The sequence below is a fragment of the Methanolobus sp. WCC1 genome, from assembly GCF_045690315.1.
Lineage (GTDB): Archaea > Halobacteriota > Methanosarcinia > Methanosarcinales > Methanosarcinaceae > Methanolobus > Methanolobus tindarius.
In genome coordinates this window covers 1890281-1908699 of the sequence record NZ_CP146979.1, presented here as the reverse complement: position 1 = coordinate 1908699, position 18419 = coordinate 1890281, and the positions used below count along the sequence as shown (strand labels likewise).

Here is an 18419-nt window from a genome sequence, read left to right as displayed (position 1 = left end):
TTGGAATAAATAACTTTGCCTTCTGCATGCTACTATTGAAGATATCTTACTGAGGTAAGATTGTGATTTTAATTGAAATAAAAAAGTAGAAGAACATCATTGTTCTTCTGTTAAAATAATTTCGTGTATTAGTTTCTGCGCTGGAAGAACAATGCTATTCCTATAATTGCCAACACCGGAAGTGCAATTGTTGGGAATTCGGGAACTTCTGCGTCATTTTGCTCTCCAATCCATTTTTTAGTAATTTCGTTTGATACCATGTAAGGATATGTAGTAGAGTCAACAAATGCTTTTATGGTATCAGTACCTGGGGTTGAACTGGTATAACTCCAGGTTGCAAGTCCTTTCAGGTCTGTTATATCTGAACCTTTTTTTCCTGCATTAGGACCGCTTATGATTTCAAAGTTCACATTTTCGCCTACTATTGGAAATACTCCATTTTGTGTGCTTTCCACAAGCTTTGCTGTGACTTCATGTGTTTCACCAACATTGTTTGTTGCGGATTCAGGTGTAAGGAAGAAATCTGCTGAACTGAAACTATTTGCTTCTATCAATACAGCAGAATCATACCAAAAGTCTCCGGAATCGGCTATTGCAATTTTGATAGTGTTTACTTCAGAGGGAGTGACCTGTCCTGTAGCTGTTAGTACGCTAGTGAAACCATCAAGCTCTGTGTTGTATGGAATCGGGTTCAGGTCTCCAAAATCATTATCTTTATAGTAGGCAGAACTCTTATTGAGATTTACATTGTTGATTGCAACTGGTTCGTTTGTTTCGGGAATTAATGCAATGTTCTGTCCATTGAGGAAAAATCCAAAAACGTCATTAAAGTTAGTATCTACGTATTCATTATATTCTTCAGATCCGAATACATAATTGAATTCAAGCTGTGATCCTTCAGGAATAAAATCAATCTCAAGGATAGTAGCATCGTGTGTTTCGTATTCAGGGACAAGTCCGTCTAGATCAGTGTCTCCAGCCAGTCCATGAGCTTTAGTTGTGTCATCGGCATTATTTGGGCCCGATGTATCTGCAATATCTCCTGTGCTCAGGATAATCCCCTGTTCAATTCCAAGTACGGATTCAGTATCACTGAATGTACCTATGGCTGTGTTTGCACCTGTGACCCTGATGTCTTTTACGGTGACACCTGATCCAAGTATAGTAGAAACAATCTGTTCTTTGGAGGTTGTATCAAGATCGGTTGTTGTGAAAGTTGAGGTTGAACTTGCAGATGGTGACATCACCATTACTTTAGTTTCAGGATTATCTCTTAGATTTTCAGCTGTTGCTGTGGCACTGGTAATTAATGCCATCAACAATACTATTGTAATTAATACATTTATTTTCATGTCGTACCACCCTACTAGTGCCCAATAACTATGCATTTCCCGGATTATGTCCGGATACTAATTGTATTGGGTATAGGAATAACATTTGTAAAAGAATTTACCTAAGGTATAAAGTTAGTCTTAGTAGATCTGATATTTCTATTTAGACTATGATTTTCTATAGAATAATTTCAATCATAGGAAAATTGTTTATTTTCAGACATTTCAAGACGAAGGAGAAAAAGAAGGAGGAATTGTTTTGTAAGGAACAAAACAATTGGTGTAAGTATTAATTACATTCCGACAACGAGGTTGCCGAAAAAACATACATCATTTTTGGAACCCATTATCGCAGGTCTGAGTACATCGATACCTGACTCTACAATGTGCGATGCTTCAAATATTTCTGCAAGCTGTGACTTACCTTCCTCAAAAAGGTCTCCCACGGCTTTCATGCCTTCCACAAATCCAAATTCTATCAGTTCTACCGGACTAACTCCTGCATCCAGGGCTTCGTGGGCTATCTTTTCGACGGCTGTTTCATCGAGATCCATTACAGCATGCTTTGCCTTGTCAAAGATCTCTTCCTTAGTTGGGTTCATATATCTCACCTATTTTTTGGTGTTTTTCATTTTATTAGGTCATTTTTCTGATTCTTTATTTTTGTTCTTCAAACAATACTCAGGTCAAGTGCCAGTGATAATACAATTGCTATTACAGAGAAAGCAAATATTACCAGGTAATTCATACGTTCCTTTGAAACTGACAAACTCCACATAATATATTGTAGTCCGCGGTAGTCCTCTTCACTCAAAGAAGTCCTATTCTCTATCTTACTGAGCAACTCAAGGTTTCTCAAAACTCCAACCCTGCGTGTTGCAACATGATATCTGTGTGCGAAAAATATCAGATATCCAAGTACTCCCAGGTAGAATAGAGCTTTTGACAAAATCCCGTTGTAATAATCTGCAATTATTATCAACCTAAGGAATACAGCTGAAAACATTCCTAGCCAGAAGTAGAACTGTATCTTCTTCAGACTGTAGCCCTCTGGGATTTGGAGAGTGTTCAAATTCGTAACAGTTTCTGTCATATTATCTATCTGCCTGTTTGTGTTTTGCTTGTTTACTTAACTCTTATTCGTAGTTATTCAGTAAACAGAATCCTTTTACCGTCTTTATAATATTTAAATATTATGTTTATTTTGATCTTGGCTATATTTCAGAATATTGTTACTTAATATAAAATAATCTATGATGTATTGTACAATAATGTTCTTCAAAGACCCATAAGTTTATAAAGTTTACATACTCACTTTAAATGGGTAACATGGGGAAAAATGATAGTCTTAGCCATGGGAATGGAAAAAACACTGGAAATGACAAAACATCTTCAATTCATTCCATGAACATTGCTGTAACTATTGGCATATTTATCATCCTGCTTATAGTATGGGCTCAGTTTTGTCACTGGTATGAGCAGGATCTTTATTCAGAAATAAGAGCTGAAGAGACTAAAACATTAATCTTGCAGGCTGATTCTCTTTCAATAAGTGTTAATAAAAGAATTTCCCTGCTGGAAGGCCTTGCATCTTTTACACAAGTGCACAACAGTTGCGACAGTTTAGAAAAACATTTCACTACTTATATTGAAGGTTTTTATTTCGTATCAGGTGGAATTCGTAATTTTGCGGTTGCACCCGGAGGAATTCAGACTTATATCTATCCTGAATCTGAAGCCGGATCTATGTTAGGTCATGACCTTATCAACGACAGCCGGGAAAATGTGAGAAAAGATGTCAATTTAACTATATCAACAGGAGATTTGATTCTAAGTGGGCCATATGAATTGCGGCAGGGAGGATTTGGGCTGGTGGCCAGGAAAGCCATATACACAGATGGTGATTTCTTCGCCCTGGTGACAATGGTCATAGATATGCCTTACATTTTTGAAGAGACAGGCATAAATTTCAACAATTCCGATATTGCCATGAGAACTGACAATCAAACCATAATTGGCAATCCTGATGTTTTTGAACAGGACCCTGTTACCCAGACTATTTCACTGTATAACAAAGAATGGGAACTTGCCAGAATACCTGAAGGTGGCTGGGAAGCATCTGTTGCCAAACAGGTAGCTCTTTTTAAACTTATAACTATTCTTCCGGTTATTTTAATCTCAATTATGCTCTACTTTGTTTTCAGCAGACAACGGGATCTTGAAACATCCGTAGCTTTACAGACAAGCGAGCTCAGGATGGAAAAAGAGCTAACACAGAAATACCTGGATGATTCCGGTGTGATGTTTTTAATACTTGATATTGATGGGAACATCTCTCTTGTGAACAAAAAGGTGGAGGAACTTTTAGGTTACACCAGATCTGAGATAATAGGTGCTAATTGGCTGGAAATACTCATTCCAAAAAATGATCGCAAGCATATGAAGCAAGTCTGCGATGCAATGCTAGGTAACAAAAATGATGATAGCCAGTATTGCGAATCTGCAACTCTTACTAAAAATGGGAAAGTGAGGTTAGTTATGTGGCATGCATCTGCTATTAAAGATGAGTTTGGTGATATCACAGGAATGCTTGCTGCTGGTAAGGATATTACTGAAAGAAAAGAGACGGAAACCACTCTTAAAAACTTTGCTGAAGAACTTTCAATAAAAAATGATGAATTAAAATCGCTTGACATGCTTAAAAATGAATTCATATCAAATGTAAGTCATGAATTGCGAACTCCTATGAATTCCATAAAAGGATTTGCAGAATTGATGCATAATGGGAATATGGGTGAACTTAACACCGAGCAGAAAAATGCTCTTAGTACAATTATCCAAAGTTCACAGGATCTTGAAAAGCTAATTGATTCTTTACTTTATGTTGCCAGTTCCCGCAAAGAAGGTCTGAAATGCAAATTGGTATATCTGGATCTTAGTAAATTACTTTCTGAAATTGTCAGCAATTTCTCTCACGATGCAGAATCTAAAGGAATAAATCTGTCACTTAATGCAGACCCATCACTTCCTGCAATAAAAGGTGATGAGGAATATCTGGTTAAAGTATTCTGGAACCTGCTTAATAATGCCATCAAGTTTACAGGTTCCGGTGGAAATATCATTCTTTCTGCTTCACTTCTAAGTGACAGGATTCACGTATCAGTGGAAGATACGGGCATTGGTATTCCACATGAAAAACTGGAATCTGTATTTGATGATTTTTACCAGGTAGATGGTTCTCCTACCAGAAAATATGGTGGAGCAGGAATAGGACTTTTCATTAGCAAGAAGATAATTACAAGCCATGGTGGAGACATCTGGCTTGAAAGCACCGAGAATGTCGGAACAACCGTGCATGTGATTCTTCCGGTTCCTGATTAAGAAATGACTGGGTGAACACGTTTAAATCGGGATTGAAGGCATAAAATATCTTTCTGTTATCTGAAAAAGTAAATTCAATAAAACAAGTCAAGTTTATGAAAAAGATTTAAAATAAAAGAAATAATGAAATAAAAGGTTCAGACTTCAAGACAGTCAACAGGCCTTTTAAAGAACGCTTTAATCATTCCGTTGTCATCGATATCCTCTGAGAAACGAATAAGCTCCCAGCCTTCTATTCCAATCTTGTTCAGGTCTTCCTTTGTGCTGTCCCATTCACCGTAGCGAACAGCTTTGATATCATATTCCCATGGTGCCATATTTTTAACCTCTGGTGTGTAATTAAGTTGAGTATATAATTACGTATTATCGCGTTGTATAAATACCTTGTCAAAAAATGTTCTTGCCTATAAATCAAGTTGGCTTGATATCAGGGAGATATCCAAGTGAAGAAAGAGATAGCAAAATTAATTTTCTATCACTAAAGTAGATTGTTTCAAAAAATAAGTGAAAATGAAAATAATATGAAAATTTAAAGATCCGACATCTTCTTTATTTTCTCAATATCTTTTTTGTCTCTGACACCTTCAAAGAGCCTGTCTTTATCTATCCACATGTCAGATGCACTTTGCAGGCCGGCAGATTTGTGCTGTGTGAATTCAATTTTAAAACCTGGTGCAGAAGGAGTTTCAGCGTCAAAAGGTTTGTAGAATGTGTTTTCAAGTAACAACCTTGAAGTACTTTTTCCTTCCATCTCTTCTGCTAATTTATTTTCATCTTTCTTGTTCTCGCTCATATTCTTTAGATTGGATTCATGGTTATTAAAGGATTCTGATGGTCAAATTAAAGAATATTCCAATTAGCATTTGTTATACATAGTTTTATTTATGAGCAACACTATCACAAATAAGGGAGGATATTTGGTTTTTTTACAGATAATTGCCTTATTTCTCGATTCCTGAAGTTTCAATTATAGTAGGTTAGTTGCAAATGAATGAAAGATACACACTCAAAAAAGAAATGTTTATCATCTTCATTGGTGCGGTGCTAGTTGCTATTATCACAGCACACCTTGATCTATTTGAGTTAATCCATGATTTTGCAATATCTCATGAAAAGTGGGAAATAGATGAATTATTCGTATTGAGCATATATTTTTCATTAGCTTTTTCTTTGTTTTCATTCAGAAGGTGGAAGGATGCCTTAAAGGAAATCCAGAACAGAAAGAAACTTGAGCAGGATCTCCTGAAATCAAAGAATGAAGCAGACCAAGCTAAAACCAGTATGGGTAAATTTCTTGTTGATATGAGCCATGAACTTCGTACTCCTTTGAATGCAATTATTGGTTTTTCTGACATTCTTTTTGATGGTATGGTCGGTGAATTGAATGAAAAACAGAAAGATTATGTGTATACAATATCCAAAAGCGGTACACATCTGTTACATCTGATAAACCAGCTGCTTGACCTTGCTAAAATAGAATCGGGAAAGCTTGAGCTAAATATTGAGGAATTTGAGTTGCAGGATCTTTTTGATGAGGTAAGTGCCATAATTGCTGCTCTTGCAAAAAAGAAAAGTATAATTATTTCCTATGAGGTAACTCCTGATCTTGGTTTACTGAATGCTGACAGGCTGAAAATAAAGCAGATATTATTCAATCTCGTGAGTAATGCTATCAAGTTCACTTCTGAAAAAGGATCAGTATCAATTATGGCTAAAAAAATACGAGATAATATAATGCTCATGAAAGTATCGGATACCGGCCCTGGAATGAGCCCCGATGACATGGAAAAAATATTCCGTCCATTTGAGCAGCTAGGTAACGTGGAGGATTCGGGTTATAAAGGAACTGGTCTTGGATTAAGTATTGTTCAGGATCTGGTGTCTTTGCATAAAGGAAAAGTGTGGGTTGAGAGTGAACCCGGAAAAGGATCCGTATTTTTTGTCGAGCTACCTATCTCTGTAAATGAAGTATACTGGCGCAGAAAATAAATCCATGTCATTGTCTTATGGCAGAGCCAGTATAATGAATGCAAGTTCTGCAACTGAAGCAGAGAATATGGGGATGGCCAGATTATCATCTATTTTTACAAAGATTGTCTCAACATAGGTTGCAGTAAATGCCATAAGAAGCGAGATAATAGGATTCTCTAGTAAAAGAATAGCTATTGTAAGGTCTACTATAAATTCAGCTATACAACCTTCCAGACTTTTACCGTTACTAATTCTTATCCTGCCATATTTCTTTCCAATAAGTGCTGCACTCATGTCCCCGAATGTTGTCATAAGGATAGCTGCAAATGCTACATTTTTGCTGAAAACCGAAACTACAATCAGTGCACCAATGGTGAAATAAACATATGAACCGATAGCGGCTTTTTCTTTCTGGCGTAAAACAACATGCAAAACCGGGAGCTTGAATCCCCTGTCAAGTCTCAGGTGTTCGATGCTCAATATCAGCACAAGATATGTTATTAAAAGTATCTGGCATGCCTGTTTTCCCATAAATGCGTAAACAAGAACTATGAGTATTGAAGTAAGGTGTACTCCCTTTCTCATTACTTCGTTAGCAAAAGAAATACCAGTCATTGGCACTACTTTAGTTTACAGGTATATAAAAGAGTTCATTAAGTTAAAATATTTTACGTATATAAAAGCCGGACTGTTCATATTATCTTAATACGGATATTTTAAATATAACTATAACTGAATTTATATATGTAGAGATACCGTTTTGTGGGGAACAGGTCTACGTGTTTACATTGATTTGCCGGGTAATGATACGGGTATCCATGTTATGTATGTTCGAAAATCAGTTCATCTCATAATGAATCCTTTACCGATTATCCAGCTCAGCAGTTTGTATTTTATTTAATGTGTTGAGCCTGTTTTCGCACATGGGTAGGGTGACATGTATGGCAAGATACAAAAGAACAGCAGGGGTTAAGATTACAGCAAAAGCCGAAGGTGTGAAAAATTCGCCTGTTCCACTTAAAGCTGTAGTTTTTACGGATGACGGGAATGAAGTAAAAATACTGGCAGAGAAGAAACTTACAACAGATAAAGTGGATGTGGCATTAAAGCTGGATGCTTCAAAGATGCCTGAGAACTCAAAAATAGCTATTGTTCCCAATGAAATGAAACAGGGAACTCAAATATTAAGGCTTTCTTCATCTGAGAATGCATCGGTTGCCAGCATTAACAAAGAAACCGTTCTATCTCGCAATGGGATTTTAAAAGAGGATGATATTGTTTTAAAGCCAGTTGATCGTGTTCTGGGATTATTGCAACTTAAACACAAAGTCTGCGGTCGTGTATTCAAGACAGATCCCAGCACCGGTGAACAGTGTCCTGTTCCCGGAGCAACGGTGCATGTGTATGATGTTGACCTGAATTTCTTCTGGTGGTATCCAAACCCGGGTCTTCCATGGGGATGGGTATATCCGTTCTTCCCGCACCGCAGGGAAGAAATAGCCACAGCCAAAACAGATGAATGCGGTTATTTCTGTGTGAATATCCCTTATTTTGATATTGACGCGGTTCTCAGGTGGAGATTGCGCTACCGCTGTCTGTGGGAAATTCTGAGAAAACCTTCGGTAATTGAAGCAATTGATCTCGGTGTAAAGCCTGACATACGTTATTATCCCGAGCTTGAAAAGCTCCCTGAAATGCGGGTAAAACCCAGACCGGAACCATGGCCTCCAAATGAGCCTGTGATTAAAGAAACAGAATACAGGAACTTGAAGTCTGCGGATGAGAACGCCATTGGGACGATTTCAGCAGAGATAAAGAAAGAACTTAGTTCAAACATCAATCTCAGCAGCAGTAAAAGTGATCTTTTTACCAAATCCAGATTTGAAGCAGTTCGTGAAAACCTGTTCCGGAAGAATTCTCTTTTCGAACCCGTAAGCCAGGACAAGTCTTCTGTACTTGACAAACCGGCATTCCCAAAATCTATCACTCCTCCCTCACTTCCGGACGATGATCTCCTGATAGAAATGCTCGGTAAGAACAAAAAAGATATCGCATCAACCATGGCTCAGATAAGGGTGTCAAAACCAATAGTAAGACTTCTGCGCTGCTGGCCGGAAATTGTGCCTGAATGGAACCTTTTCCTGGATGTACCTGATATTGTATTCAAGGTTGAACAGGATATTGACGGTGACGGTGTTCCGGAGACTATCTATGAAGAAGGTTATTTTGATGTAAACTGGAACCTCAGTGAATCCACAACCGATGTGCAGATAGAAGCATGGTCAAATGCTATTTGTGTTCCATGCGGCCAGTCTTACCAGCCATGCACAAATGCAGGTATTGTGGGATTCAATGACATTGCAATCGATCCAATGTACTTTGATTCAGAGGGTTATGTGACAGGAGTTAACAGGCCAAAGCAGCTTATCCTGTTCCCTATGCCACATATTACCAGGCCGGATGCTGAGACACCGCTATGCAAGACAATTCGTATTGTAGGCTGTCCGGAATATGGAACTGCCACCTATTATAAGGTCTTCTACACGTATGAGGGCGGAACTGAAACACACTTCACTGAATCATGGCATGTTTACAACATAAGCGCAGGAACCTCGCATCATGTAAAGCCTGATTCAAATGGTTTCTATGAAGTGCTTACTCCGCCGAATGATTATTTCCCATATCATACGCTGATAAACTGGAGGACACATCGCTATCCGGATGGGAAATACGAACTCAGAATGGAACTCTATGATGCAACCCACAATCCAATAGCTGCTGCTCTGGATCCTGTAAAGGTTGTAATAGATAACAGTAAACCTTCGCCAGTGGACTTCCTCAAACTTGAATACAGGGAGGGTGGAGGTGCATGGGAAGAAGCACCTTTGCATTGTCCAATCATCAGGAGGACTGCAGGGTCTGATATTGAACTAAAGGTTCAGTATAATGTGGCTGCAAGCCATCTGAGAGATATAGCCATCAGTTTTACTGGTTGTTCGGGTTCAGTTGGAAGTGACAGTTACTGGCATCAGGCCGTTGATGACAACAACAAGGTACTGGACTGGACAGTTAATGTTCCAGCCACGGTGGATGAAGGAGGATATCGCTTCTACCTTGAAGGACGCAGCAGAGCATTCAGTGGTACAGGAGGACTTGCAAGCAATTGGGAATTCGATACTCTCAGTATGTGGCGCGGCAATTCCCTGCATGTTGTAATTCTCGACAAGTAAAGAATTGCAGTAAAAGCATAATTTGTATTGCAGAAACTAGGAATGCTATTTTCTACAAGATGGCATTCTTGTTCCCTTTTTTGCTACAATCCTTTCCGCTATAATATTATCAAAAATGAGCTGGTATTCTGATGATGAAAAGATTTTAAGTGTATTGGAACTTTGGTTCTGTAGAAAACCGATTTCAAATTTTAATTTAGCATACTAGTAATTGGTTTTAATGATACTGATAAACCTGAGTTGCTTGAAAATGTTAAGCGTTTAGCAAACACATATAAAAAATTAATCCAAGAATACTTAATTTTATTTCATATTTCATTTTTACAGTTTAACATCCCAAACTACCAGTTATTGGGAGGCGATTAATAAATAGAATGGAAACACAAGGTCTATCACAATCGCTTGTATCCATGTTCATGTGGTATTATTTCGAGTATGTATACGACGTCATTTTTAATAGCAAATATCGCCCGATAATAATCTATGAGCAGGCGAGAAAATCAGGTTTGCCTTTATAATTAATGCGATATATTCCTCTTTTTAGCACTTATTGAATCTTCGCCTTAATTTGGCATATATTGAAGCTCTCAAATCAACAGCTAGAAAAACAATTGTGTTTTCATCTGTGAAGTCAAAAACGATTCTGTATTTCCCAATACGGTGTCTATAATGTTCGAAACACTGCAACTGCTTAGTATCAGCATTAAAAGGATTGACTAAAATAACATTCTCGATAGAATTAACAATAGCTTTCACATCTCGAGGATGCTTTTTGTTTACGTCCTTTAAGTCTTTTTTAAAGGCCGTAGTAAAAACACCTTCAAACGTCATTCAATTCCAAGTTCGGCCTTAAGCTCATCAAGGGTACAAACATTACCTTCTTTCAAATCTTTTTTTGCTTCCTCTATGCGTTTAATGGTTCTATGATTCAATGGCACTGAATCAACAGCAATAGATTTGGAAGGATGTATTTTTGTTATTGAACGTGAATGAGTATTTATGGCCATTAATAGAGAATATCCTCCGTTTGCATAAATAAGTTACTACCTATTTCTCCAAACTCTACAATATACTTAGGAATAGTCCTCCTTTGGTATTAGTGCAATATATTCTTAATCTTTAGAACTGATTCTACGGAGTTTAATATTCTGGCCTTTTTTCCATCCTTCAAGGTCAACAATCTCTTTGGGTATGGTTAAAATATATTAACTGCCATTTCACTGTAACTTTGGCATGATTATATCACTATGCTAAAATTAATATTTATTTTTTGTATCAACCATATTAATAACGAATACTAATCAGATGGTATAATGAAAACAGATGAAAAAAGTTCATTAGAGAAACCAGTACAATTATATAGATTTGCTGAAAGGATGGAGAACAGCAGAAAGTCCTTCATCAGGGAGATCTTGAAAGTCACGCAGCAGCCGGAGATTATCTCATTTGCCGGAGGACTGCCAAACCCTGCACTTTTCCCGGCAGAGCAGCTTGCAGCAGCGGCTGCCAAGGTCATGTCAGAGGATGCGGCGAATGTCCTGCAATATAGTACTACAGAAGGGTACCTGCCTTTACGTGAATTCATTGCACAGAGGTATCTTGAAAAGAGCGGACTTGAGATAGATCCATCTGAGATCCTTATAACAAACGGTTCACAGCAGAGTCTGGATCTTATCGGTAAGGTTTTTCTGAATAAAGGAGACAGGGTTGTTATTGAAAGTCCTGGCTATCTTGGCGCCATACAGTCTTTCTCAATATTTGAACCGGAGTTCAGGGAAGTTCCACTTCTGGATGATGGAATAGATATTGATGCTCTTGACAGAACCCTGGAAGAAAGCGATGCAAAACTATTCTACACTGTTCCCACATTCCAGAATCCTTCCGGTGTTACTTATTCAAAAGAGAAAAGGGAAGCAACTGCAAAGGTTCTTGGTAAACATGGAGTTGTCTGTGTTGAGGATAATGCCTACGGTGAACTTAGGTTTGCAGGTGAGGATGTACCTACTATCAGGAATTATCTGGAAAATACAATTCTCATGGGTTCCTTCTCAAAGATAATTGCTCCGGGACTCAGACTTGGCTGGATATGTGCAAAGAAAGATATCATGGAAAGACTTCTTGTTGTAAAACAGGCAGCTGATTTGCATTCCAATTATCTTTCTCAAAGAATTATCTGCCAGTATCTATTGGACAATGACGTTGACAGGCACATCTCAAAGATTAAGGATGCATATGGCTCAAGTCGCGATCACATGATTGACATGATGGCCAGATATTTCCCGGAAGGTATCAGCTATACCAGACCAGAAGGCGGCATGTTTGTCTGGGTAACATTACCTGAAGATGTTTCTTCCATGGATTTATTTGATCTGGCGATAAAAGAGAATGTTGCATTTGTTCCTGGCAGTCCTTTCTATACTAAAGAGGGAGCAGGTTCCAACACACTTAGGCTGAATTATTCCAATTCTGATCCTGATGATATCGAAGAGGGAATCAAAAGACTTGCAGCTTGCATGGAAAAACTTAGCTGTTAAAGTATTGAAAAAAGTAGTTCAAAAAAGGCAGTCATTTCAGGATTAAAAAGAAAAAAGCATCACTCTAAAGTGATTGCTTCTACCGGACAAACGTCAACGCAGTCGCCACAGTCGACACATTCGTTTGCATCAACGACTGCGACGTCATCGTTCATTGAGATAGCTTCTACCGGGCAGGAATTTACACACTGCTCGCATCCTGTACATGTATTCTTATCAACAACAGCTGGCATTTTCTTTCACTCCCTAAGTATCATTTCTATAATATTATGATACTCCTGTTCCAATCAGGGATTATGAAATAAATACCTATCGAGCATTATTGGTGTCAGTTGGTTTGTTGTCAATTGGTAATATTATTGTGAAAATGCTACCTTTTCCCTCTTCGCTTTTCACAGTAATCTTACCATTATGCATTTCTATGAGTTTTCTTACAAGTGAAAGGCCAAGGCCTGTTCCATCATACTGGCGGTTAAGACTGGAATCAATTTGTTTGAATGGTTCAAAAAGGATTTTCTTATTTTCCTGGGAAATGCCAATCCCTGTGTCTTCAACTTGAATGTATAAGTTATTATTTTCCATGTGCGTAGAAAGATACACATATCCACCAGCAGGTGTAAATTTTAGAGAATTTCCTACAAGATTGATAAGTATCTGTTTCAGTTTGCTTTGATCAGCCTGTACGGTAATGTCTTCAATATACTTTGTTTCCAATGATAGTTGTTTTTTTGTTGCAAGAGGTTTAAGGATGGCTATTACTTCCAAGATAAGTTTCTTATCAGAAACCTCTCCATAGTTAAGTTTCATCTCTCCAGCTTCTATCTTTGAAAGGTCCAGTATATCATTGATGATTGTCAGTAAATGTTTTCCACTATTGGAAATGTTGTTTGCATACCTGATCTGTTTATCGTTAAGACCTCCGAAATTTCCTTCGGTAAGCATTTCCGAGAAACCTATTATGGAATTTAGCGGTGTGCGAAGCTCATGACTCATATTTGCAAGAAATTCACTTTTAGCACGGTTAGATGATTCTGCATTCAGTCGTGCCTCAAACTCTTTGTTCTTTTCTTTTATTTCCCACAGGGCTCTGTTATGTAACAGGCAGGCTTCAAGAGAAAATGCGAATTTTGATATAACTTTACTGAGCTGATTTGCTACATAAAGCGGATCTTTCAAATCATTTATCCAGTAAAGCTTAAGAACTCCAAAATCTTTAAGCGGAAAAAGCATGCACATTCCGGAATTAAAACTGTCTTCAATGACTATTTGCTTGAAGTTATCTTCATTTGCACTGACAACGAATGGTATGTTGGGTGTGGTTTCTTTGAAAATGGGATGATATACTGGTATTTTTTTCATATTGGCATAATATTCAGGGTTTGCATAGACCTGGCTTGCATTTTCAGATATTTTAAAATCAAGGAATTCATCTTTTATCCAGACTGAAACAAAATTAACTTTCTTTCTGGACATTAATTTTTTCAGGAAACTATCACAATTTTCGGTTATATCCAGTGAGTTACCAACTGAAAGTGAAAGTTCGTATAACAACGATATCTGGTTAAATATCTCTGCATACTTTTTCTCGTGGTCCATTAAGAACTCCTATAACAATGGTTTTGTTAAAATATTCCAGCACATCTCCTTTCATGGAAGCAATTTCCCCTGCGGAGAGCACACCTTCCGGTATCAGGTCTATATTTTTATTTTCAAGTCCATTTTTAATGGTTGATAGTTCCTCTATAAAATCATCCTGGAGGTAAGATGACCTTCCAATGCAATCCATTACAAGACAATGTTCTGCGTCAATTTCATTTTCTTCCAGACATTCTTTAACAGCCATTTCAGCAGCATGGAGCATTTTCTTCTTATCACTTTTTAATATGTAGAGGACTACATTTTCAGGAATATTGCCTGCACAGACAAGTTCCCCTTTCTCATTGATTTTGAATACTTCCCTTATGAGATCTTCATGCCCTTCAACATAGATTCCAAAAGGGTAGTGACTTAGTACATTATAACCATTGTCAATGTTGATATCAACTTGATAATTTGTCAGGAGCGCTTCCCGATAAACTCCTAAAGCATTTCTCCAGTTCAATTCCTTTATGATGTTATCTTCACTTTTTGTAACAACCAGCGGTCCTATGTCCTGCACCCACCCATGCTGAACGCCGATTTTACATGAAGCATCAAGGAATAAAATTAAAGCAGCATCTTCAAAAAACCCATCAGGGGAAATGATGCATGGTCTTTGTTCCATATCTATAAAACCAGCACCACAACCCAGGTATTCTATTGAGTCTGCAAATAAATTATACATCGAAGTGAGAAAAGGAGAAACATCTGTTGTCATTCCGTCTACTATTATAAAGGCAGTTGTCCCTTTTTTGCACAATGGGCTGAAGGGTGATATACTTTGTTCCAGCTTTTTTTGCGAGGTGTTTATTCCTTTGATTAGTATTGGTTTTTGAATTGTCGGAAGTACATGAACTATAGTTCCAGTATCATATGTATCAGTATTATGTATTATTCCCGGAAATATGGCACCAATAAAATCTATTTTTAGTTTATTTAGTTCAGATACGAGATTATCGATATCTGGAAGATTTCTCTCTGCCATTAGTAAAAGGATAGTTTCATTGTTTTTTACATTCAGGTTTTCAATGGCATCAACAATACCAACAATTTCAGATGACGGAATGTACATATTTATCGTTGTTATTTATGAATTCAGCACAATTGTAGCTATATTTATTTCTCGATGTCTGCATCAAATTATGCGGTTTGTGCAAGATCTGCGATATATTTGAAATGGTTAACATTAGGGATTAGTATAGTATAATATTTATATATTGGCTTGCAAAAGACATATATATTAAAATTATATGTCTGTGTTATTTATATTAGATGTGATGTAAATAGTCTTATTCAGAACGGTAAACCTTTCAGAAAGATTAAATATACTATATACTGTACCTAATAAAAGAAATGCCCGATAAAAAACATACTCCTACGGACATCAAACTTGTCATCGCACTTGTTCTGCTTACAGACATTTTTGTGCTTATTCCTTTCCTGAGTGACAGTCCTATACGTACTGTGCTTGGCCTGCCAATGGTTCTGTTCCTGCCAGGTTATGCTTTGATAGCTGCTCTCTTTCCGGGAAAAGATGATCTTGATGGCATAGAACGCATTGCCCTGAGTTTTGGGCTTAGTATAGCAGTTGTTCCTTTAATCGGTCTGGGTCTGAATTACACTCCCTGGGGCATAAGACTTGTTCCAATACTGGTATTCCTGACAAATTTTACTATACTGATGTCCATTGTGGCAGTCTATAGACGTGAGGCACTGGGAGCAGATGCATTTTCGGTTCCTTTCAGGGAAATGTATGAGTCTGTCATGGCTGAAATTAATGAGAAGCCGGAATCAAGACTCGATAGAATTCTTACGATAATTCTGATAATTTCCATACTTGCATCAGTAATGACTCTTGTATATGTTGTTGTTACACCTAAACAGGGTGAAAAGTTTACTGAATTCTACATATTGGGTCCGGAGAGAATGGCTGATAACTACAAGACTCAGCTTGAGATTGGTGAAAGTGTGGATGTTGTTGTAGGGATAGTTAACCATGAATATTCTGTGGTGAATTATTCTCTTGTGATACGGCTGAATAATGAAACTATTGAAACTCCTCCAAGCCTTAATCATATTGCACTTGCCCATAATGTGACGTGGGAAAAACCGGTTTCATTTGTTCCCGGTATCACCGGCGAGGATATGAAATTACAATATCTGCTTTACCGTGATGACAATATGACAGAACCTTACAGGGATCTGCATCTATGGATAAATGTAACGGAGGCTGCCTGATGAAACACAAGAAACTGAAAGGTTCCTGGAATTTACGTGACAGTTTCAAAAAAGCGAGAACTGAGAATGTAGAGTCTGTTATCCCGGGTTTGACAGATACTTATGTTATTTCTATTGCTATGCTTATGATAATACTTGCGGAATTGCTTTTATATTCCGGGAATTACAGGGCAGGAGTAACATTACATGTCATTACGTTAATTGCATTGTCTGTTTCATCAATATGGATAGATGGGACTCATGTAGCAAGGAGTCTTCAGGTTTTGACATTGCTCCCGATTCTTCGTCTTTTGAACATGTCTATGCCGGTGTTTTCTGAGATGACGATTAATCTTTATGTATACATATATGCTCCATTGATAGTGCCGGCATATCTGGTAATACGTCATCAAAACATCTCAAAAGAGACCTTAGGTGTCCACTTCAAAAATATGGCTAAGTATGTTCCTCTTGCATTTATAGTGGGTATAATTATTGCACAGGGTGAACATTTCACTATTCATGCAGGCAATCTTATACCTGATCTTTCAATTGCAAGTCTTTTAAAGATCTCAATTATCATGATCTTCTTTGTCGGTCTTATGGAGGAACTGGTTTTCAGGTCATTAATTCAAACCAGGTTTTCAGAATCTTTCGGAGACTTTAAGGGATTGTTGCTTGCAAGTCTTTTGTTCGGTGTAATGCACTCTGGTTATGGAACTATTTATGAGATATTTTTCACCGGATTTGCAGGTTTGATATTTGGATATATGTTCCAGAAAACAAACAGTTTACCTTTAATCACACTTGCTCACGGTCTGGTAAACATATTCCTTTTTGGAATAATACCTCTGATGGCCTGAACTATTTCTGCCAGTTTTGTCTATTTATTGTAATTTCTAAAGTATAATTGCATGATATTACATGAGATCTATATTTTTAAAAAAATTTACAGGAATTATTAAATAAATAGATGACCAGTATAATATAAGAATAAATGATTAGTATGTGCGCTAAACATCCCTTAGAATTGTTTATGGAGATGCATCTTATATGATTCACAAAAAAAGCCTGTTCCATAGTCCAACAGGCCTCATGAAAAAAAGTTCATTATTGTTGCTGGTTCTTGTTACCGCTGTATTGTTAATGACATCAACAGCAATGGCAGAAGTTACTAATCTTAGTTATTCACCACCTAATCCTTCTCCTGGAGATACGGTAACTGTTAGTGGGACGGCTTCTCCGAATGAGGAAATATCTGTATCAGTTAGTTTTGAAAAAATTCAATCTGTTTCAGATGGGAGCTATGAGTATCATATAGGAAAAATTACAATACCGGATGGCTCTGAATCTTTTAGCTTAAGGGCAGAAGGTGTTGACAGTCTGGATATAACTCTGTATGTTTTAGGTCAAGGATTGCCATCTCTACCTGTTACTGTGAACAACGGGGTTGCTACTTTTGGAACTAGCAAAATAACAAGTGGCACATATGATATAGGAGTAAGTGGCACTTCTTCAAGTAGCGAAGTTACTCTGAGTTTCGGAGGGAAAGGTTCTATTACTGCAGATTCCGATGGGTATTTTGAATATCCGTATACAACAGAAAACATGCCTGAGGGTAATTTTGCTCTTACGGTAGGTGGGCAGACTCTGTCTATTCCCTTAGGAACAACCGATGGTTCCAGTGATGATGACGACAGTTCCAGTAGTTCATCTTCCACATCTTCATCTTCTTCCACTAAAAAAAGCAGCAGTCACACGGGGACAGAGCTTAAGATTGTTGATGCAGACACACTTGGCAATGATGATGAAGAATCTTCCGGTGTTGGTGATGAAGTTGAGAAGATTCTCCACAATGCTGATATGGAATCCACACAGGATGAAAGCTCAGAAGGTGACAGTGACACCGGTGAGGTAGATGGTTACATTCTGGAAAACAAATCTTCATCAGGTATACAGAGTAAAATCCCGGAACTTGGTGTGATGGGTGCTGTAGTCGGTGTGCTTTGTCTGGGGGCCATTTTTATAGGGTTCCGTAAGAATCGCTATAAGTAATCACTACTATTTTTGATTTTAATTGACCGGGTATTTTTCCGGTCAACATTGTTTATTAACAA

General features: G+C 37.6%; 18 protein-coding genes. 7 read left to right on the top strand and 11 right to left on the bottom strand.

Going from position 1 to position 18419, the window contains the following annotated elements; genetic code table 11:
* Positions 1-128: 128 nt before the first annotated feature.
* From V7O61_RS09230 to V7O61_RS09220, 3 genes are all read right to left on the bottom strand, one after another.
* Complete coding sequence (locus V7O61_RS09230; RefSeq protein WP_407282043.1) at positions 129-1352, bottom strand: choice-of-anchor L domain-containing protein; 1224 nt, start codon at positions 1350-1352, stop codon at positions 129-131.
* A 272-nt stretch (positions 1353-1624) separates the two neighbouring features.
* Positions 1625-1933 (bottom strand): B12-binding domain-containing protein, encoded by a 309-nt coding sequence (locus V7O61_RS09225; RefSeq protein WP_407282045.1) that lies wholly within the window; start codon positions 1931-1933, stop codon positions 1625-1627.
* A gap of 68 nt (positions 1934-2001) precedes the next feature.
* On the bottom strand, positions 2002-2424 hold the full coding sequence (locus tag V7O61_RS09220) for a hypothetical protein (protein ID WP_288069020.1): 423 nt from the start codon (positions 2422-2424) through the stop codon (positions 2002-2004).
* Between the two features lie 236 nt (positions 2425-2660).
* On the opposite strand from V7O61_RS09220, the gene V7O61_RS09215 reads away from it, so the two are divergent.
* Complete coding sequence (locus V7O61_RS09215; RefSeq protein ID WP_407282046.1) at positions 2661-4712, top strand: ATP-binding protein; 2052 nt, start codon at positions 2661-2663, stop codon at positions 4710-4712.
* Positions 4713-4849: 137 nt separating this feature from the next.
* Here the strand turns inward: V7O61_RS09215 and V7O61_RS09210 are convergent, their stop codons facing one another.
* Both V7O61_RS09210 and V7O61_RS09205 read right to left on the bottom strand, forming a co-directional pair.
* Positions 4850-5029 carry a hypothetical protein gene (locus V7O61_RS09210; protein ID WP_023843902.1) on the bottom strand — a complete coding sequence of 60 codons (180 nt, stop codon included), beginning with the start codon at positions 5027-5029 and terminating at the stop codon, positions 4850-4852.
* Positions 5030-5241: 212 nt separating this feature from the next.
* Positions 5242-5505: a hypothetical protein gene (locus tag V7O61_RS09205; protein ID WP_407282047.1), complete on the bottom strand. Its 264-nt coding sequence runs from the start codon at positions 5503-5505 to the stop codon at positions 5242-5244.
* A 194-nt stretch (positions 5506-5699) separates the two neighbouring features.
* Here V7O61_RS09205 and V7O61_RS09200 point away from each other — a divergent pair, with 194 nt between their 5' ends.
* Entirely contained in the window at positions 5700-6701 is a 1002-nt protein-coding gene (locus tag V7O61_RS09200; protein WP_407282048.1) for a sensor histidine kinase, read from the top strand.
* Between the two features lie 15 nt (positions 6702-6716).
* On the opposite strand, the gene V7O61_RS09195 is transcribed toward V7O61_RS09200, so the two are convergent.
* Positions 6717-7298: a diacylglycerol/polyprenol kinase family protein gene (locus V7O61_RS09195; protein ID WP_407282049.1), complete on the bottom strand. Its 582-nt coding sequence runs from the start codon at positions 7296-7298 to the stop codon at positions 6717-6719.
* A 326-nt stretch (positions 7299-7624) separates the two neighbouring features.
* Between V7O61_RS09195 and V7O61_RS09190 the strand changes: the two genes are divergently transcribed.
* Positions 7625-9913, top strand: coding sequence for a hypothetical protein (locus tag V7O61_RS09190; protein WP_407282050.1), 2289 nt, complete (start codon positions 7625-7627; stop codon positions 9911-9913).
* A 540-nt stretch (positions 9914-10453) separates the two neighbouring features.
* Here the strand turns inward: V7O61_RS09190 and V7O61_RS09185 are convergent.
* Both V7O61_RS09185 and V7O61_RS09180 read right to left on the bottom strand, forming a co-directional pair.
* Positions 10454-10744 (bottom strand): type II toxin-antitoxin system RelE/ParE family toxin, encoded by a 291-nt coding sequence (locus tag V7O61_RS09185; protein ID WP_023843897.1) that lies wholly within the window; start codon positions 10742-10744, stop codon positions 10454-10456.
* Positions 10741-10920: a hypothetical protein gene (locus V7O61_RS09180; RefSeq protein ID WP_023843896.1), complete on the bottom strand. Its 180-nt coding sequence runs from the start codon at positions 10918-10920 to the stop codon at positions 10741-10743. Before V7O61_RS09180 ends, V7O61_RS09185 begins: the two co-directional genes overlap by 4 nt.
* Before the next feature lie 306 nt (positions 10921-11226).
* On the opposite strand from V7O61_RS09180, the gene V7O61_RS09175 reads away from it, so the two are divergent.
* Complete coding sequence (locus V7O61_RS09175) at positions 11227-12447, top strand: PLP-dependent aminotransferase family protein (RefSeq protein ID WP_407282051.1); 1221 nt, start codon at positions 11227-11229, stop codon at positions 12445-12447.
* Between the two features lie 59 nt (positions 12448-12506).
* Here V7O61_RS09175 and V7O61_RS09170 read toward each other — a convergent pair whose 3' ends face one another.
* The 3 genes from V7O61_RS09170 to V7O61_RS09160 all read right to left on the bottom strand — a co-directional run bounded on the left by V7O61_RS09170 (position 12507) and on the right by V7O61_RS09160 (position 15157).
* The gene (locus V7O61_RS09170; RefSeq protein ID WP_023843894.1) at positions 12507-12680 is read right to left on the bottom strand and encodes a 4Fe-4S binding protein; all 174 of its coding nucleotides are present in this window, start codon (positions 12678-12680) and stop codon (positions 12507-12509) included.
* Between the two features lie 76 nt (positions 12681-12756).
* Positions 12757-14043, bottom strand: coding sequence for a sensor histidine kinase (locus tag V7O61_RS09165; RefSeq protein WP_407282053.1), 1287 nt, complete (start codon positions 14041-14043; stop codon positions 12757-12759).
* On the bottom strand, positions 14009-15157 hold the full coding sequence (locus tag V7O61_RS09160) for an FIST signal transduction protein (protein WP_407282055.1): 1149 nt from the start codon (positions 15155-15157) through the stop codon (positions 14009-14011). The genes V7O61_RS09165 and V7O61_RS09160 overlap by 35 nt, the downstream gene beginning before the upstream one ends.
* 281 nt (positions 15158-15438) lie before the next feature.
* Between V7O61_RS09160 and V7O61_RS09155 the strand changes: the two genes are divergently transcribed.
* The 3 genes from V7O61_RS09155 to V7O61_RS09145 all read left to right on the top strand — a co-directional run bounded on the left by V7O61_RS09155 (position 15439) and on the right by V7O61_RS09145 (position 18357).
* On the top strand, positions 15439-16323 hold the full coding sequence (locus tag V7O61_RS09155) for a DUF1616 domain-containing protein (RefSeq protein WP_407282056.1): 885 nt from the start codon (positions 15439-15441) through the stop codon (positions 16321-16323).
* A complete protein-coding gene (locus V7O61_RS09150; RefSeq protein WP_407282057.1) occupies positions 16323-17165 on the top strand; it encodes a CPBP family intramembrane glutamic endopeptidase in 843 nt (280 codons plus the stop codon). Before V7O61_RS09155 ends, V7O61_RS09150 begins: the two co-directional genes overlap by 1 nt.
* 190 nt (positions 17166-17355) lie before the next feature.
* Positions 17356-18357 carry a hypothetical protein gene (locus V7O61_RS09145; protein WP_407282058.1) on the top strand — a complete coding sequence of 334 codons (1002 nt, stop codon included), beginning with the start codon at positions 17356-17358 and terminating at the stop codon, positions 18355-18357.
* Positions 18358-18419: the final 62 nt, after the last annotated feature.

What these genes read in the sequence shown, in the direction of transcription:
- V7O61_RS09230 (WP_407282043.1), bottom strand. Translation starts at nt 1,352, where the DNA reads ATGAAAATAAATGTATTAATTACAATAGTATTGTTGATGGCATTAATT.
- V7O61_RS09225 (WP_407282045.1), bottom strand. Translation starts at nt 1,933, where the DNA reads ATGAACCCAACTAAGGAAGAGATCTTTGACAAGGCAAAGCATGCTGTA.
- V7O61_RS09220 (WP_288069020.1), bottom strand. Translation starts at nt 2,424, where the DNA reads ATGACAGAAACTGTTACGAATTTGAACACTCTCCAAATCCCAGAGGGC.
- V7O61_RS09215 (WP_407282046.1), top strand. Translation starts at nt 2,661, where the DNA reads ATGGGGAAAAATGATAGTCTTAGCCATGGGAATGGAAAAAACACTGGA.
- V7O61_RS09210 (WP_023843902.1), bottom strand. Translation starts at nt 5,029, where the DNA reads ATGGCACCATGGGAATATGATATCAAAGCTGTTCGCTACGGTGAATGG.
- V7O61_RS09205 (WP_407282047.1), bottom strand. Translation starts at nt 5,505, where the DNA reads ATGAGCGAGAACAAGAAAGATGAAAATAAATTAGCAGAAGAGATGGAA.
- V7O61_RS09200 (WP_407282048.1), top strand. Translation starts at nt 5,700, where the DNA reads ATGAATGAAAGATACACACTCAAAAAAGAAATGTTTATCATCTTCATT.
- V7O61_RS09195 (WP_407282049.1), bottom strand. Translation starts at nt 7,298, where the DNA reads ATGACTGGTATTTCTTTTGCTAACGAAGTAATGAGAAAGGGAGTACAC.
- V7O61_RS09190 (WP_407282050.1), top strand. Translation starts at nt 7,625, where the DNA reads ATGGCAAGATACAAAAGAACAGCAGGGGTTAAGATTACAGCAAAAGCC.
- V7O61_RS09185 (WP_023843897.1), bottom strand. Translation starts at nt 10,744, where the DNA reads ATGACGTTTGAAGGTGTTTTTACTACGGCCTTTAAAAAAGACTTAAAG.
- V7O61_RS09180 (WP_023843896.1), bottom strand. Translation starts at nt 10,920, where the DNA reads ATGGCCATAAATACTCATTCACGTTCAATAACAAAAATACATCCTTCC.
- V7O61_RS09175 (WP_407282051.1), top strand. Translation starts at nt 11,227, where the DNA reads ATGAAAACAGATGAAAAAAGTTCATTAGAGAAACCAGTACAATTATAT.
- V7O61_RS09170 (WP_023843894.1), bottom strand. Translation starts at nt 12,680, where the DNA reads ATGCCAGCTGTTGTTGATAAGAATACATGTACAGGATGCGAGCAGTGT.
- V7O61_RS09165 (WP_407282053.1), bottom strand. Translation starts at nt 14,043, where the DNA reads ATGGACCACGAGAAAAAGTATGCAGAGATATTTAACCAGATATCGTTG.
- V7O61_RS09160 (WP_407282055.1), bottom strand. Translation starts at nt 15,157, where the DNA reads ATGTACATTCCGTCATCTGAAATTGTTGGTATTGTTGATGCCATTGAA.
- V7O61_RS09155 (WP_407282056.1), top strand. Translation starts at nt 15,439, where the DNA reads ATGCCCGATAAAAAACATACTCCTACGGACATCAAACTTGTCATCGCA.
- V7O61_RS09150 (WP_407282057.1), top strand. Translation starts at nt 16,323, where the DNA reads ATGAAACACAAGAAACTGAAAGGTTCCTGGAATTTACGTGACAGTTTC.
- V7O61_RS09145 (WP_407282058.1), top strand. Translation starts at nt 17,356, where the DNA reads ATGATTCACAAAAAAAGCCTGTTCCATAGTCCAACAGGCCTCATGAAA.